The sequence below is a fragment of the Streptosporangium sp. NPDC002607 genome, from assembly GCF_053592655.1.
On record NZ_JBSFWD010000007.1, the window covers coordinates 130,795 to 145,813 of the forward strand.

At 70.9% G+C, this 15,019-nt stretch carries 14 protein-coding genes; 4 read left to right on the forward strand and 10 right to left on the reverse strand.

All coding sequences use genetic code 11. The annotated features are described in order from the left end of the window. Positions 1-185: 185 nt before the first annotated feature. The 7 genes from lipA to ACWD3H_RS10700 all read right to left on the reverse strand — a co-directional run bounded on the left by lipA (position 186) and on the right by ACWD3H_RS10700 (position 8,628). A complete protein-coding gene (gene lipA / locus ACWD3H_RS10670; RefSeq protein WP_355552120.1) occupies positions 186-1,115 on the reverse strand; it encodes a lipoyl synthase in 930 nt (309 codons plus the stop codon). Positions 1,116-1,233: 118 nt separating this feature from the next. Beyond that, positions 1,234-1,911, reverse strand: a complete 678-nt coding sequence (gene lipB / locus ACWD3H_RS10675; protein WP_350927876.1) for a lipoyl(octanoyl) transferase LipB — start codon at positions 1,909-1,911, stop codon at positions 1,234-1,236. Positions 1,912-1,939: 28 nt separating this feature from the next. Then, positions 1,940-2,677, reverse strand: a complete 738-nt coding sequence (locus ACWD3H_RS10680; protein WP_451954768.1) for a Type 1 glutamine amidotransferase-like domain-containing protein — start codon at positions 2,675-2,677, stop codon at positions 1,940-1,942. Between the two features lie 38 nt (positions 2,678-2,715). Then, positions 2,716-3,612 (reverse strand): TIGR01777 family oxidoreductase, encoded by an 897-nt coding sequence (locus tag ACWD3H_RS10685; RefSeq protein ID WP_451954769.1) that lies wholly within the window; start codon positions 3,610-3,612, stop codon positions 2,716-2,718. Positions 3,613-4,021: 409 nt separating this feature from the next. Beyond that, on the reverse strand, positions 4,022-5,470 hold the full coding sequence (sucB, locus tag ACWD3H_RS10690) for a 2-oxoglutarate dehydrogenase, E2 component, dihydrolipoamide succinyltransferase (protein ID WP_451954770.1): 1,449 nt from the start codon (positions 5,468-5,470) through the stop codon (positions 4,022-4,024). Between the two features lie 36 nt (positions 5,471-5,506). Then, the gene (gene lpdA / locus ACWD3H_RS10695) at positions 5,507-6,886 is read right to left on the reverse strand and encodes a dihydrolipoyl dehydrogenase (protein ID WP_355552107.1); all 1,380 of its coding nucleotides are present in this window, start codon (positions 6,884-6,886) and stop codon (positions 5,507-5,509) included. A gap of 197 nt (positions 6,887-7,083) precedes the next feature. Further along, positions 7,084-8,628 (reverse strand): leucyl aminopeptidase, encoded by a 1,545-nt coding sequence (locus tag ACWD3H_RS10700; RefSeq protein WP_451954771.1) that lies wholly within the window; start codon positions 8,626-8,628, stop codon positions 7,084-7,086. Positions 8,629-8,736: 108 nt separating this feature from the next. Here ACWD3H_RS10700 and ACWD3H_RS10705 point away from each other — a divergent pair, with 108 nt between their 5' ends. The 3 genes from ACWD3H_RS10705 to ACWD3H_RS10715 all read left to right on the forward strand — a co-directional run bounded on the left by ACWD3H_RS10705 (position 8,737) and on the right by ACWD3H_RS10715 (position 11,086). Beyond that, entirely contained in the window at positions 8,737-9,066 is a 330-nt protein-coding gene (locus ACWD3H_RS10705; protein ID WP_355552101.1) for a GntR family transcriptional regulator, read from the forward strand. After that, positions 9,063-10,100, forward strand: a complete 1,038-nt coding sequence (locus ACWD3H_RS10710; RefSeq protein ID WP_451954772.1) for a DUF1648 domain-containing protein — start codon at positions 9,063-9,065, stop codon at positions 10,098-10,100. Before ACWD3H_RS10705 ends, ACWD3H_RS10710 begins: the two co-directional genes overlap by 4 nt. A 62-nt stretch (positions 10,101-10,162) precedes the next feature. Beyond that, on the forward strand, positions 10,163-11,086 hold the full coding sequence (locus tag ACWD3H_RS10715; RefSeq protein ID WP_451954773.1) for a CPBP family intramembrane glutamic endopeptidase: 924 nt from the start codon (positions 10,163-10,165) through the stop codon (positions 11,084-11,086). Positions 11,087-11,242: 156 nt separating this feature from the next. Here the strand turns inward: ACWD3H_RS10715 and ACWD3H_RS10720 are convergent, their stop codons facing one another. Together ACWD3H_RS10720 and ACWD3H_RS10725 are read right to left on the reverse strand one after the other, a co-directional pair. Further along, a complete protein-coding gene (locus ACWD3H_RS10720) occupies positions 11,243-12,196 on the reverse strand; it encodes an adenosylcobinamide-GDP ribazoletransferase (protein ID WP_451954774.1) in 954 nt (317 codons plus the stop codon). A 182-nt stretch (positions 12,197-12,378) separates the two neighbouring features. Then, positions 12,379-13,410, reverse strand: a complete 1,032-nt coding sequence (locus ACWD3H_RS10725; RefSeq protein ID WP_451954775.1) for a bifunctional adenosylcobinamide kinase/adenosylcobinamide-phosphate guanylyltransferase — start codon at positions 13,408-13,410, stop codon at positions 12,379-12,381. A gap of 209 nt (positions 13,411-13,619) precedes the next feature. Between ACWD3H_RS10725 and ACWD3H_RS10730 the strand changes: the two genes are divergently transcribed. After that, a complete protein-coding gene (locus tag ACWD3H_RS10730) occupies positions 13,620-13,826 on the forward strand; it encodes a hypothetical protein (protein WP_030910294.1) in 207 nt (68 codons plus the stop codon). Positions 13,827-13,991: 165 nt separating this feature from the next. Here ACWD3H_RS10730 and ACWD3H_RS10735 read toward each other — a convergent pair whose 3' ends face one another. Continuing rightward, on the reverse strand, positions 13,992-14,990 hold the full coding sequence (locus ACWD3H_RS10735) for an aldo/keto reductase family protein (protein WP_451954776.1): 999 nt from the start codon (positions 14,988-14,990) through the stop codon (positions 13,992-13,994). Positions 14,991-15,019: the final 29 nt, after the last annotated feature.

The window sequence follows — 15,019 nt, forward strand, 5'->3', positions numbered from 1 at the left end:
TGAAAACGTGACCTGCCCGGTGCCGGTTCCGGCACCGGGGCCGAAGGCCGCGGAGTGCCGGAAAGGCCGGTACCGCTGGGAGAAACGATCCTGCCGACTTTTACCTGGATTACCCGGTCACGCCGGAGGGACCCCGCTCGCGAGCGGGGTCCCTCCGGTTTCCACAGCCTGTGAGGCCGGGCCGCTCAGGCGTGCTGGCGGGCCTCGACCGCCTGCTTGTACAGGCGGCCCGCCCGGTAGGAGGAGCGAACCAGCGGCCCCGACAGGACCCCGGCGAAACCGATGGCCTCCGCCTCCTTGCCCAGCTCCACGAACTCCTCCGGCTTCACCCAGCGGTCGACGGGGTGGTGGCGCGGGGTGGGCCGCAGGTACTGGGTCACGGTGAGCAGGTCGCACCCGGCCTCGTGCAGGTCGCGCATGGCCTGGACGACCTCCTCGCGATCCTCGCCCATGCCGAGGATCAGGTTGGACTTGGTCACCAGGCCGGCCTGGCGGGCCTTGGTGATCACTTCCAGGGAGCGCTCGTAACGGAAGGCGGGCCGGATGCGCTTGAAGATCCGCGGCACGGTCTCGACGTTGTGCGCGAACACCTCGGGCCTGGCGGAGAAGACCTCCTCCAGCTGGGCCTGGTCGCCGTTGAAGTCGGGCACCAGCAGCTCGACGCCGCAGCCGGGCAGCAGCGTGTGGATCTGCCGCGCGGTCTCCGCGTACAGCCACGCGCCGCCGTCGGGCAGGTCGTCGCGGGCGACACCGGTCACGGTCGCGTAGTTGAGGCCCATCTGCCGCACCGAGTCGGCCACGCGGCGCGGCTCGTCGGTGTCGTACGCCTTGGGCTTGCCGGTGTCGATCTGGCAGAAGTCACACCGCCGGGTGCACTGGTCGCCGCCGATGAGGAAGGTGGCCTCGCGGTCCTCCCAGCACTCGGAGATGTTGGGGCATCCGGCCTCCTGACAGACCGTGTGCAGCCCTTCGCGTTTGACCAGCGCCCGCAGCTCGGTGTGGTTCGGGCCCGTCCTGAACCTGGTCTTGATCCATTCGGGCTTCTTCTCGATGGGGGTCTCGGCGTTGCGGACCTCCAGACGGAGGAGCTTGCGCCCTTCGGGTGCGACGGTCATGCGAGCTCCTTCGTCGGTCGAGGGACCGAGGTGTTACACGTCGAGGTGGGGTAAATGTCATCACGCTCGCTCACCTGTCCAGCTTATGTCCCACCGCGAGCCGCGAGGCCCCGGGGGTTCAGCGCCGGAACAGGTCTTCCTCGGGCAACTCGAAGGCCCGCGCGCCGAGCGCCTCCGCCAGGTGCTTCTCGGCGTACGGCAGGACCTCGTCGACCACGATCCGCCGGCCGGTCTCGGCGGACAGCGAGGAGACCCCGGCGTCGCTGATGCCGCACGGGACGATCCGGTTGTACCAGCTCGGGTCGTTGGAGCAGTTGAGCGCGAACCCGTGCATCGTGACGCCGCTCGAGACCCGGATGCCGATGGCCCCGACCTTCCTGTCCGGCAGGCCGTGCGAGGGGTCTCCGGCCACCCAGACGCCGCCACGCCCCTGGACTCGGCCCGCCTGCACCCCGAAGTCGGCGCAGACGGCCACCAGGGTCTCCTCCAGGAGCCTCACGTAGGCGTTCACGTCGAGCGGGCCGCCGAGCCTGACGATCGGGTAGCCGACCAGCTGGCCGGGACCGTGCCAGGTGATCCGGCCGCCCCGGTCGACCTCGACGACGGGAGTGCCGTCGGAGGGCCGCTCGTGCGGCGCGGTTCGTTTTCCCGCCGTGTAGACCGGCGCGTGCTCGAGCATCAGGCAGGTGTCGGGAATCTCCTCGGCCACGCGGCGTGCGTGGATGCGCCGCTGAAGATCCCAGGCCTGCTCATAGGGGAAGTCAACGCCAAGACGGACGATTGCCAGGTCACTCACGTCTCAAGAGTAGTTGACCCGTTCGTGGTCACGACGTGAGAAGCCGAGGCTCGATGCGGAACTCCTTGGCCCCGCCCGCCCCGTCGTGCTCGACCTTGTAGGCGTAGGCGCCCGGCTGCACGCTGACGGCCTGGATGAACTCGGTGCCCACGTAGTGCAGCGCCACGCCCTCGTCCGCCGCGTAGCCCCCCGGCAGCTCGCCCGAGGCCACCGCCTCGTGCAGCAGCGCGCGGCGCTGCGGGTCGGAGTCGTAGTGGACGCCGCACGAGTGGGGCAGCAGGCCCAGGCCGTCGGACCACACCCGCAGGGCCGGGCCGAAGGAGTCGGTGTTGCCGCCCACGTGCCAGCAGAGCGCCCCGGCGCTCTGGCCGCTCAGCACCACGCCGGCCCGCCACGCCTCCTCGAAGATCTCGTCCAGGCCGTGCAGCCGCCACAGGGCCGCCAGGTTGGCCACGCTGCCGCCGCTGACGTAGATGACGTCCTGGCTGAGCACCCACTCGCGCGGATCCTCGACGTTGGGCATCGGGAACACGGTCAGGTGGCTGACCTCGACGTCCCACTCGCGGAAGGCGCCGTACATCTTCAGCAGCCAGTCGGCGTCGTCGCCGGTGGCGGTGGCGAGCAGGCCCAGCTTCGGCCGGTCCTGGCCGGTCAGGTCGAGGGCGTACCGCAGCAGCGCGCTCGCCTCTATGAACCCGTAGCGCTCGGACGGGCGGAACGAACCGCCTCCGATGGCAAGGATGTGAGACTGCCCAGAACTACGCATACATGACCTCTTCGACGGCTTTGGCGGAAACAGGGACCCTAGAGTACGGCGGCCAGCGCCTCACTGAGGCGCGTATGCCGGAACGTGTAACCAGACTCCAGAAGGCGCCGGGGCAGCACCCGCTGCCCGGTCAGCACCCCCTCCTCCGCGAACCCCCCGATGGCCGTGCGCAGCGCGAATCCGGGTACGGCGAGCGGCATGGTGGGCCGGTGCAGGGCCTTCCCGAGCGTCCTGGTGAACTCCGCGTTGGTGACCGGCTGCGGCGCGGTGAGGTTGACCGGGCCCGAGATCTCCGGGTCGCCCAGGATGTGCAGTACGGCGTGCACCCAGTCGTCGATCGATATCCAGGACCAGTACTGCTCTCCCGAGCCCAGGGGCGCTCCCAGCCCCAGCTTGAAGATCGGCAGGATCTTCGCCAGCATGCCGCCCGCGCCGCTCAGCACCAGGCCGGTACGGAGCCGGGCCACCCGGATGCCCGCCTCCTCTGCGGGTACCGTCTCGGCCTCCCAGGGCACCACCACCTCCCGCGAGAGGAATCCCTCGCCCGGTGGGGCCGTCTCGTCCACCTCGCGGTCCCCGGTGTCCCCGTAGTAGCCGATCGCGGACGCCGACAGCAGCGTCGGGGGCCTGTCCGGCAGCTCCGTCAGCGCTTTCACCAGCGTCCTGGTCCCCTCGACCCGGCTGCGGACCAGTTCGCGCTTGACGTCGTCGCTCCAGCGCCGGTCGCCGATCCCCGCTCCGGCGAGATGGACCACGGCCCGCGCGCCCTGCAGGGCCGCCGGGTCGATGAGCCCTTTGCCCGGGTTCCAGAACGCCTCGTCGACGCCCTGCGGCGCCCGCCGTACCAACCTGACCACCCGGATGTCGTCGGCCCGCAGAGCCTTGACCAGAGCTGATCCAAGCAGGCCAGAGGACCCGGTCACGATGATCGCCATGTTGTCCAATCTAGTCGACCTCCCCTGCGATCTTCGGGAGGCCGGGGTCACCGGATGCGTCGGGATGTGCCGTCCGGAGAGCCGGAGAGAGAAAGAAGCACAGAGAGGAGCACGTGACTGGGCACTGCGCGGCGGCAAGGGAAACTTCGGGGGGCACCTCCCTGGCCCTGTCCCAGGTGATGGAGCCGACCGGGGCGCTCTCGCTCGTCGCCGCCGTCCTCGCTGTGAGACTCTCTCCCGCTGCTCGGTAGCGGCGGCTGGAAACGGCCGTCAACAGCCTGTCCGCCGCCGGCCGGACGCCGGATCTCCGGCGTATCCCGCCCATACCCGAAAGACACCCGTGGAGATGACGAGAACGGACCGGGCCGGTCCGCGGAGAGCGGACCGGCCCGGGGAGGCGGAACGGTGACTAGGCGTTGAGGCCCAGCTGGTTCTCGAAACGGCCCTCCTCCAGGCGACGCTTGATCGTCGTCAGGAAGCGGGCGGCGTCGGCGCCGTCGACCAGGCGGTGGTCGTAGCTGAGCGCGAGGTAGACCATCGAGCGGACGGCGATGACCTCGCCCTCGGCGGTGTCCAGGACGACCGGGCGCTTGACGACCGCGCCGGTGCCCAGCATGCCGACCTGCGGCTGGTTGAGTATCGGCGTGTCGAACAGCGCGCCCCGGCTGCCGGTGTTGGTCAGCGTGAACGTGCCGCCGCCGAGCTCGTCCGGGCTCACCTTGTTGGTGCGGGTGCGCTCGGCCAGATCGGCGATCTTACGGGCCAGCCCGGCGATGTTGAGGTCGCCCGCGTCCTTGATCACCGGGACGATCAGGCCGCGCTCGGTGTCCGTCGCGAAGGCCAGGTGCTCGGCGTCGAAGTAGGTGACCTCGTTGGTCTCGCTGTTGATCGTGGCGTTCAGCTTCGGGTGCTGCTTGAGCGCCTCGATCGTGGCGAGGGCGAAGAACGGCATGAACGAGAGCTTGACGCCCTCACGCCGCTGGAACTCGGCCTTCGCGCGGTCGCGCAGCTGCGCGATCTTGGTGACGTCGACCTCGACCACGGTGGTGAGCTGGGCCGAGACCTGCAGCGACTCGACCATGCGCTTGGCGATGGTCTGGCGCAGCCGCGACATCTTCTCGGTGCGCCCGCGCAGCGTGGTGTCCACCGGGACCGGCTCGGGAGCCTGCGCGGGGGCGGCCGCCGGAGCCTGGGCGGCGGCCTGCGGGGCCGGGGCCTGGGCCGCCGCGGCCCGCTCGCGCTGGTCGCGGGCCGCTTCCAGCACGTCCTGCTTGCGGATGCGACCGCCGACGCCGGTGCCGTTCAGCGAGTCGAGGTCGACGCCGTGCTCGCTGGCGAGCTTGCGCACCAGCGGGGTGACGTACGGGCTCTCACCGGCGGGCTCGGCGGCCGGTGCCGTCGCGATCGGGGACGGCGGCGCGGCCGGGGAGGTCTGGACGACCTGGAGGGCCGGTGCCGGGGCCGGGGCCGGGGCGGGAACGGGGGCCTGCGCCGGGGCGGGGGCCTGCGGGGCGGGCTGCGGGATCGAGGAGACCGGCTGTGCCTGCTGCTGGGGGACCGGCTCGGGCTCGGGCTCCGGCTCGGGGGCCGCCTCCTGCGCGGGGGCGGCGCCCTCGGTGCCGTTCTCGTCGATGACGGCGAGCTCGGCGCCGACCTCGACTGTCTCGTCCTCGGCCACCACGATCTTCGTGAGGATGCCCGCGGCCGGAGACGGGATCTCGGTGTCGACCTTGTCGGTGGAGACTTCGAGAAGCGGCTCGTCGGCCTCGACGCGCTCGCCCTCCTTCTTCAGCCAACGGGTGACGGTGCCCTCCGTGACGCTCTCACCGAGCTGGGGCATCTGTACGGACTTCGGCATTGGTGTCTTCTCTCGCGTTCCGAGTGAGGGCTTACGTTAGTTGTGGACGTGGAGCGGCTTGCCGGCCAGCGCCAGCATCGCCTCGCCGACGGCCTCGGACTGGGTCGGGTGAGCGTGGATGAGCTGGGCGACCTCGGAGGGCAGGGCCTCCCAGTTGTAGATCAGCTGCCCCTCGGTCACGAGCTCGCCGATGCGACGGCCGACCATGTGCACGCCGAGCACCGGGCCGTCCTTCGCCGAGATGATCTTGACAGCGCCCTGCGTCTGCAGGATCTGGCTCTTGGGGTTGCCCGCGAGGTCGTAGGTGAACTCGACGATCTCGTGGCCGCGCTCCCTGGCCTGGGCGGAGGTGATGCCCACCGAGGCGACCTCGGGATCGGAGTAGGTGATCCGCGGCACGCCGTCGTAGTCGATCGGCACGGGGTTCAGCCCCGCGATGTGCTCGGCCACCAGGATGCCCTCGGCGAAGCCCGCGTGGGCGAGCTGCAGGGTCGGGATGAGGTCGCCGACCGCGTACACGCCGGGCACGCTGGTCTGGCAGAACTCGTTCACGGTGACGGTGCCGCGCTCGATGGCGACACCCGCCTCCTCGAAGCCCATGCCCGCGGAGACCGCGCCGCGGCCGACCGCGACGAGCAGCAGCTCGGCGTCCAGGGTCTTGCCGTTGGCCAGGCTGACGACCACGCCGGTGTCGGTGGTCTTGACGCCCTCGAAGAAGACGCCCAGCTCCTGCTTGATGCCGCGGCGGCGGAAGGAGCGCTCGAGCAGCTTGGAGCTCGACTCCTCCTCCAGCGGCAGCAGGTGCGGCAGGGCCTCGACGATCGTCACCTCGGCGCCGAAGGAGCGCCAGACGCTGGCGAACTCCACGCCGATGACGCCGCCGCCCAGGACGACCACGGAGGTGGGCACCCGGTCGAGCTTGAGCGCGTGCTCGCTGGTGATGACACGCTCGCCGTCGATCTCCAGGCCGGGAAGGGACCTGGGCGCGGAGCCGGTCGCCAGCACGATGTTGCGGCCCTCGTAGATCTCGGAGCCCACGGACACCCGGTTCGGGCCCGCGAGACGGCCCTCACCCTCGATGATCGTGATGCCCTTGCTCTTGAGAAGGCCCTGCACGCCCTTCCAGGCGCGATTGACGATCTTGTCCTTGAACGCGTGGACCGCGGGCACGTCGATGCCCTCGAAACGGGCCTTGACGCCGTAGGTCGCGCTTTCCCGCGTCTCGTCGGCGACCTCCGCGGAGTGCAGAAGCGCCTTGGTGGGAATGCACCCCCGGTGCAGGCAGGTGCCGCCGATCTTGTCTCTCTCGATCAGCGCGACCGTCTTGCCCAGCTCGGCCGCCCGCAGAGCGCAGGCATACCCGCCGCTACCGCCACCCAGGACGACGATGTCGTAGGGGCCGCTGCCATCAGCCACAGGAAAGCTCCTTGTCGGATTGGAATACCGTGTTCACGGTCGCGCCCCTTCCGTGCCCTGGCCGGCCGCGCGGATCCTCGATCGCATCCACGCCGCCGCCTGACCCGGCTCGGCGCCCAGTCGGTGCCCGCCCTTGGCCCGGCACCGACAACCGCATCTTTTCATCTGTCTGTGTTGCTTGTGACCCGCATGCGCGGCTACGCCGACGCCTGGGCGGACCCGGTCGCGTAGCGCTCGGCCAGGCCGACGAGCGTCCGGGTGACCGCCCCGGTACCGCCCTTCGGCGTGTAGCCGTGCGGCTCTCCCTTGTTGAAGGCGGGACCGGCCATGTCAATGTGTGCCCAACGGACACCGTCCGGCACGAATTCCCGCAGGAAGATCGCCGCCGTGAGCATCCCGCCGAAACGCTCGGGGTGCAGGTTGGCGATGTCGGCCACGGGCGAGTCGAGCCCCTTGCGGAGCTCGTCGGGCAGGGGCATGGGCCACGCGGCCTCGCCCTGCGCGCCCGCCGTCGCGACGATCTCGGCCCGGAGGTCGTCGTCGTTGGCCATGACGCCCGCCGTCCGCCAGCCCAGCGCGACGATCTGCGCGCCGGTGAGCGTGGCGACGTCGACGATCACGTCGGGGTCGTCCTGACCGGCGCGGGCGATGCCGTCGATCAGGACCAGGCGGCCCTCGGCGTCGGTGTCGAGCACCTCGACCGTCTTGCCCGCGAAGCTGGTGAACACGTCGGAGGGACGCTGCGCGGTGCCGCTCGGCATGTTCTCGGCCAGGCAGAGGTAGCCGACCGCGTTGACCTTCAGGCCCAGCCTCGCGATCGCGAGCATCGCGCCGAGGACGGCGCCCGCGCCGCCCATGTCTGACTTCATCCAGTCCATCGCGGCCGACGGCTTGAGCGACAGGCCGCCCGAGTCGAAGGTGATGCCCTTGCCGACGTAGGCGAGCTTCTTTTCGGCCTCGGGGTGGCTGTAGGCGAGGCGTACCAGGCGGGGCGGGTTCGCCGATCCCTGGCCGACGGCGACGATGCCGCCGTAGCCGCCCTCCTTGAGCGCCTTCTCGTCCAGGACCTCGACCGACAGGCCGACCTCGCCGCCCACCTGCTCGGCGATCTCGGCGAAGCGCGCGGGCCACAGGTCGGAAGGCGGGGTGTTGACCAGGTCACGGACGAGCGAGACCGACTCGGCCAGCGTGCCGGCGCGCCCGACCGCGGCCTCGGCGCCCTCGGCGTCGGTCAGCACGGCCAGCTCGGCCACCGGGGCGCTCGGCTCGTCGGCGGTCCGGTACCTGGTGAAGGAGTACGCGCCGAGCAGGCCGCCCAGGGCGACGGCGCCGGCGTGCTCGGCGCTCGTGGTGGGCAGGGCCAGCGCCACCCGGCCGGTGCCGGCCAGGGCGCGGACCGCGGTGCCCGCGGCGCGGCGCAGGGCCTCGGCGTCGTAGCCGTTCTCGGGGACGTCGCCCAGGCCGACGACGACCAGCAGGGGTGCGGTCAGCGCGCCGAAAGTGGGGATCTTGGAGATCTCGCCGGGCTTCCCCTTGGCGCCCACACTGCCGAGCGTGGCGGTGAGCCTGCCGCCGAGAGCCTGATCGAGGCCGTCGGCCCCGGGAGCGGGGAGCAGACCGTCCGGTCCGGTATGGACGCCGACGACCAGTGCGTCGGTATCGAACGAGACAGCATTGTCAGTTGGGGTCAGCCGCACAGTGGTCACACAAGCCGATGCTAGTCGGGCTTGCGCAGTACTCATAAACGAGGGTTCGTCCTACGAATCGCGTCGTCCGATGGTGCTATCGGGAGTGGCACCATCGAGAGGGATGGTGCTAATGTCGCTAGCACTATGTTGCTCACCCTGGATATGAACGATCCTCGGCCACTGCACGAGCAGGTCGCCGAGGCGATCAGACGTGCCGTCGCCGAGGGGTCCTACGCCCGGGGAGACCGGCTCCCGCCGGCGCGCGATCTGGCCGCCGCGCTGGGCATCAACGCCAACACGGTGCTGCGTGCCCTGCGGGATCTGCGTGACGAGGGGGTGCTGGAGTTCCGTCGAGGCCGCGGCGTGAGCGTGCTCAGCCGCCCCAACCCGCGCAGTGTCATCGAGGAGAAGCTGCGTTCCCTGCTCGCCGAGGCGGTCCAGTACGGCTACCGCCATGACGACGTCATCGAGCTCATCAGGGAACTGTCATGACCGGGTCTGGAGCCCGGTTCTTCGAAGGAGCGACCGACGTGGGCCTGCGAGCTCGATTCCTTTCCGCGGCGGCCGGCTGGTCCGTGCTGGTGGCCGCCGTCCTGATCGCCGCGCCGCTGACGCTGCGAGACCGGCTGCCCGATCCGATCGCCACACACTGGGGCCCGTCCGGCGTCCCCGACGGCTCGATGCCGTTCACCGCCTCGGTGCTGTTCCAGGCTGGCCTGTGGGTGCTGATCTCGGGGGTCTGCTGTGCCTTCGCGCTCGCCAACGCCGGGATGCTCAGGCGCAGGGCGAGCCGCATGGCGCTCGGTGCCGTGCTGGGCGGCATCGGCCCGTTCTTCCTGGCGTTGCAGGCGATCACGCTGTCGGCCAACCTCGACGCCCCCGACTGGGGACAGGCAGGTCACCTGGGGTGGAGCGCGCCGCTCGTGGTCGCGGCGCTGCTGCTGGGCGGCTGGCTCGGTGTGCTGGCGGCCCGTCCGGGGCCCGACGATCTCCCGGAGCCGAAAGCGACTCCTCCGCGCCGGGTCCCGCTCGGCCCCGGCCGGCGCGCGGTATGGGTCTCCTCTCTACGTAACGGCCTGCTCGTCGCGCTCGGCGGCTCCTTCCTGGCCGCGGGGATGGGGCTCGCGGTGTTCGCCCTGCTCGGCGGCGACGGCACGCTCTGGACCCCCGCGACGATCACGGGCCTGGTGGGCCTGGTGGGCGTGACCTTCAGCTCGGTGCGGGTGCAGGTCACCGAGGAGGGCGTCGTGCTCTTCTACGGACCGCTCCGTCTGCCCCGCAAGCGCATCCCGATCGCGAAAGTGGAGCGGGCCTGGTCGGAGGAACTGTTCCCGTCCAATGTCGGAGGGTGGGGCATTCGGGGCGTGCCGGGGGCTGTGACGGTCATGCTCCGCGGTGGGGAGTGCCTTGTGGTGGGCTATGTCTCCGGCGGTCGCTTCGCCGTCTCGATCGACGACGCCGAGAATGGCGCCGCCTTGCTGAACGCCCTCGTGGCCAGGGCGTCCACCGGTCCCGGAGCCCGTTGATCTCCACCTTCGCGGACCTTATCCCTCGAATCCCCCGAAACCGAGCATTGGAAGTTGGTCTCATGCCCCGCCGATCCGCTGATCTGTGGTTGTTTCTGCTCGTCACGTTCGGTCTGTCCTGGCTGTTCGCCCTTCCCCTCTGGCTGACGGGCGCGCAGATCGGTGCGCCCATGTTCACGGCGATCGGGGTGGCGATGATGTTCACCCCGACGCTGGGCGTCCTCGCCGTCCGGCTTTGGGGCAGGCGGCTTGGAGAACCCGCCACCACCTGGCGTGAGTGGGCCGGGCGGACCGGCCTGTGGACGGGGGAGCGTCGCGGGCGCACGCTCGCGTTCGTCGCGCTGGCCTGGTTCGGGACCCCTCTGCTGGTAGTCGTCGCGATCGCGCTCAGCGCCGCCCTCGGCCTGCTCTCCGTCGACCTGTGGGGGCTCAGCCTGTTCCGCGAGAGCCTGGCGGCGGCCTCTTCGGGCCGATCGCTCCCGGTGGAGCCAGGGGTCCTGGCGGCCGTACAGGTCGTGTTGATCCTCCTGGTCGCTCCGCTGATCAACTCGATCGCGGCATTCGGAGAGGAGTGGGGGTGGCGGGGCTGGCTGCTGCCCCGTCTGATGACGCTCGGCACCTGGCGGGCGCTCCTGGTCTCCGGGCTGATCTGGGGGGTCTGGCATTTCCCGCTCACCCTGCGCGGATACAACTACCCCGAGCTGGGTGCGTGGGCGGCACCGATGTTCATCGTGTTCTGCGTGGTCTTCGGGGCGCTGCTCGGCTGGCTCCGTCTCTACTCAGGGAGCGTCTGGCCCGCGGTCGTCGGGCACGGCTCCCTGAACGCCTCCGCAGGTCTGACCCTGCTCGTCGGTAACGCGGCCGATCCGCCCAACCTGGCCGTCGCGGGGATCACCGGGCTGGTCGGCTCGGCGCTGCTGGCCACGGTCTTCGCGCTGGTGATCAAACGCTGGCCGATCGAGCCACAGCCCCAGACCACCGGCTGAGATCTGAGGAGAGGAATGCTCCTGGTGCCCTCACCGATGAGTCTCCGCTGTCAGGTCCGCCCGATTCACCGAATCCGGCTGCCCTGGTCAAACCCGTCGGGTCCGCCGGATCAGGCAGGTCAGCAGGATCTGGCACGGCCGGACGAGGCCGGAAGGTCAGCTCACGAGTACCGTGCTCACCAGCAGTGCCGTGACGGTGGTGATCTCGACCAGGGCTCCCAGCACGTCCCCGGTGATGCCGCCGAGCCGGCGCACCGCTCTGCGCCGCACCACCCAGGCCGCCAGCAACCCGAGGAGTACGGCCGCCGGGAGCCCCCAGGAGGTGGAGGGGCTCCCCAGCCCGGGAACAAGGTCGCTGAGGCCGGCCAGTGCGGTTCCCCCGGAGCCGGAGAGCGAGTCGATTCCCGAGGTGAGCCCGTGGTTGTCCTGATAAGGGCCGAGCAGCGGAGAAGAGGGCGACCGGGCATCGAGGGCGCCGGCGTCACGCAGGAAGAGCAGCGCGGCCGACCCCGCGAGCACCAGCACGGTCATGCCCACCGCGACGCTCCGTCGCACGGTGCCCGCGACCATCGCGCCGAGCCCGTCGGGGCGGGCCGGGGGGACACCCGCTCGGCAGGCCCAGGTGAGGGCCAGCCGCCCGGCCGCGCAGGCGGTGACCAGGACGATCGGGCCCAGCCCCGTGTAGGTGAGTTCCGACAGGGCCGCCACCTGGAGTAGCAGGGTGCAGACCAGGGTCACCACCCCGAACGGGCCGATGTCGGACCGTTTCATGATCTCCAGTGCCCGTTCGGCGGGCTTCCCGCTGCCCAGCCCGTCGGCGAGATCGGCAAGCCCGTCCAGGTGCAGCCCCCGGGTGAGCAGTGCGAGGACCGCCACGGCCAGCACCGATGCCGGAAGCGGCGTCATACCCAGCCAGAGCGCCAGCGCCAGCATCAGCCCCGCGACGGCCCCGAGCGCCGCCCCCACCAGCGGGGCCATCGCCATAGCGACACCCCCCGCCCGGCGGTCGACCACCCCGGGCCGGACCGGGAACACACTCAGCGTGCCGATCGCGAGACGCACCCCGTCGGCGAACGTCGACGACCTGTGGGGAGGCGGGGGCGCGGGCATGACCGCAGATCATAGCCCTCCTCCGCCCGGATGCCCGGGGCACTCCCAGATGGTGAGGGCCAGGCGGAGTGGGAGTCGGTGGTGTTCCTCGATCCGGACCCTTGGAGTTCTTTCATGGAACGCGGGCTCAGGGGGAGAAGCGGGGCCGAAGCCGGCCCCGGATTCCCTCGTCGAACGGAGGCTCAGGAGGGAAGGGGAAGGAGACGGCCGGCGACGACGAGGGTGACGTCCTCGGACTCCGCGGCGAGGCGCTGGTTCAGGCGGCCGAGGACGTCACGGAACATCCGGCCGCTGGCGGTGGCGGGCACCACGCCAAGGCCGACCTCGTCGGAGACCGCCACGACCCGGGCCCGGGTCTGCCGCCAGGCCGCCACCAGCTCGTCGCACCGGGCCGTGACCGCGTCCAGGTCGTCCCCGCCCGACCAGGCGTCGCACTCGTCGAAGACGGAGGCGACCCAGGTGCCGAGCCCGTCGATCAGCAGCGGGGGCCCGGCGGACCGCAGCAGTCCGGCCAGGTCCGTGGTCTCGGTGGTCTCCCAGTGGGCGGGCCTGCGGTCACGGTGTGCCCGGACCCGGCGCAGCCACTCGGGATCGCCGTCGCCGGACGGCCCGGTCGCGACATAGCGGACCTCGGGTTCGGCCGCCAGCCGCAGTTCGGCCTCCACGGACTTGCCCGACCGGCTCCCGCCGAGCAACAGGGTCCTTCGGGGCGGGGAAGCCGGAGGTGGCGGGGGCTCGCCGATGTCGAGGACCGTGCCATCCGGTACGGCGCGCACCCCCCACAGGTCTGCCCGCCGGGCCAGCTCCGCCTCCGTCGGTACCCGGTGGTCGAGGTCGACGGCCAGCACGTGCGTTCGCTCGCCGACCAGGCCCCGCCGGCGCAGGTCCCCCAGCCGTTCCGGCCGGTCGAGCATGTCCAGCAGCACCAGGTCCAGCGCCTCTCCCGGACCGGCGGGCTCTCGCTCCTCGTACGGGGGAGAGGTGGGGGCGTAAAGGACGCGCCGGCCGCCGGGGGTGGTGACGGTGAGGCCGTCCGGACCGGGCGAGGCGCGGTAGCCGGGCGGGAGCGGGCCGGTGGGCGGCAGCCGCACGGAGTCGCCGAGCAGCACGGACGTGGGGCGGCGGCCGGGGGTGACCCGGGTGCAGGAGGCGCACCCGCAGCCCGAGGCCGGCCAGCCCGCCGCAGCCGCGGTACCGGAGATCAGGACCTTCACACCCGGCCTCCCATCGGGTTCAAGGAGTTGCGAGCCTCCACCTTCCGGCGGAAGCGGATGACCTCCGCAGCGTACGGGGAGCCCGGGAACAGCCGGGCGACGGGGCGCGAGACCATGATCCTGCCTCCACGCTCGGGGGCGTCCTGGAGAGGTAGGGTTCGCTGAGCCGCCGAACGGCACTGGCAGGATCCGTGAGAAGGAGCTATGGCATGACGTGGCGCTGGCGTTATGAAAACGCGAATGGCGGCGAGGTAGTCGAGGGTGTCGCGCCGTCCGACACGTTCCCGAGCCAGGCCGATGCCGAGTCGTGGCTCGGTGAGAACTGGCGTGAGCTGCTGGAGGCGGGGGTCGAGAAGGTCACCCTGCTTGAGGACGAGAAGATCGAGTATGAGGGAATGTCCCTGCGCCCGGAGTGAGGGAAGAGCCCGTCGGGCCCGCTGGATCACCGAGCGGGCCGTCCGGCGGAGGGGTGGGCGCGAACCGGCGATCACTGAGGAACGGCGAGTGGTGCACCGGTCCCTCGCCCCTCGGTGAAAAGGGGCGAGGGGATCTCCCCGTCCGGTGGTGACCGGGACCAGGCTCTAGGGGCGCCGCTCGGGGCTGACGGTCTTGGCGGGGTCGCGCTCGACGACCGGGCCGAGGACGTCGTCGATCTTCTTGAGCACCTCGGCGTCCAGCCTCACCCCGGAGGCCCTGACGTTGTCGCGGACCTGCTCGGGCCTGCTGGCGCCGACGATGGCCGAGGACACGTTCGGGTTCTGCAACACCCAGGCCACCGCGAGCTGGGCCATGCTCAGCCCGAGATCGGCGGCGATCGGCTCCAGTCGCTGGACGCGGGTGAGCACGTCGTCGTTGAGCATCCGGGAGATGAAGTTGCCCCCGGTGGGGTCGGTGGCCCGGGAGCCGGCGGGGGGCGGCTGCCCCGGCAGGTACTTGCCGGTGAGCACGCCCTGGGCGATGGGAGAGAAGACGATCTGGCCGACGCCCTCCTTCTCGCTCAGCGGCACGACCTCTGCCTCGATGACCCGCCACAGCATGGAGTACTGGGGCTGGTTGGAGACCAGGCGGTCGAAGCCCATCTCGTCGGCGATCTTCAGGGCCCGGCCGATCTGCTCGGCGGTCCACTCGCTGACGCCGACGTAGAGGACCTTGCCCTGGCGTACGAGGTCGTCGAAGGTCTTGAGGGTCTCCTCGAGCGGCGTCTCGTAGTCGAAGCGGTGTGCCTGGTAAAGGTCGACGTAGTCGGTCTGCAGACGGCGTAGCGAGCCGTGCAGGGACTCGGTGATGTGCTTGCGCGACAGGCCGCGGTCGTTGGGGCCCTGACCGGTCGGCCAGTAGACCTTGGTGAAGATCTCCAGAGACTCGCGGCGGACGCCCGCGAGGGCGCGGCCGAGAACCTCCTCCGCCTTGGTGCCCGCGTACACGTCGGCGGTGTCGAAGGTGGTGATCCCCTCGTCGAGCGCCGCCCGTACGCACTGCTTGGCGGCGTCCTCCTCTACCTGGGAACCGTGGGTGATCCAGTTGCCGTAGCTGATCTCACTGACCATGAGACCGCTCCGGCCAAGGTGGCGGAATTCCATGCTCTGACATTAGTAGGTGCCCGATTCGG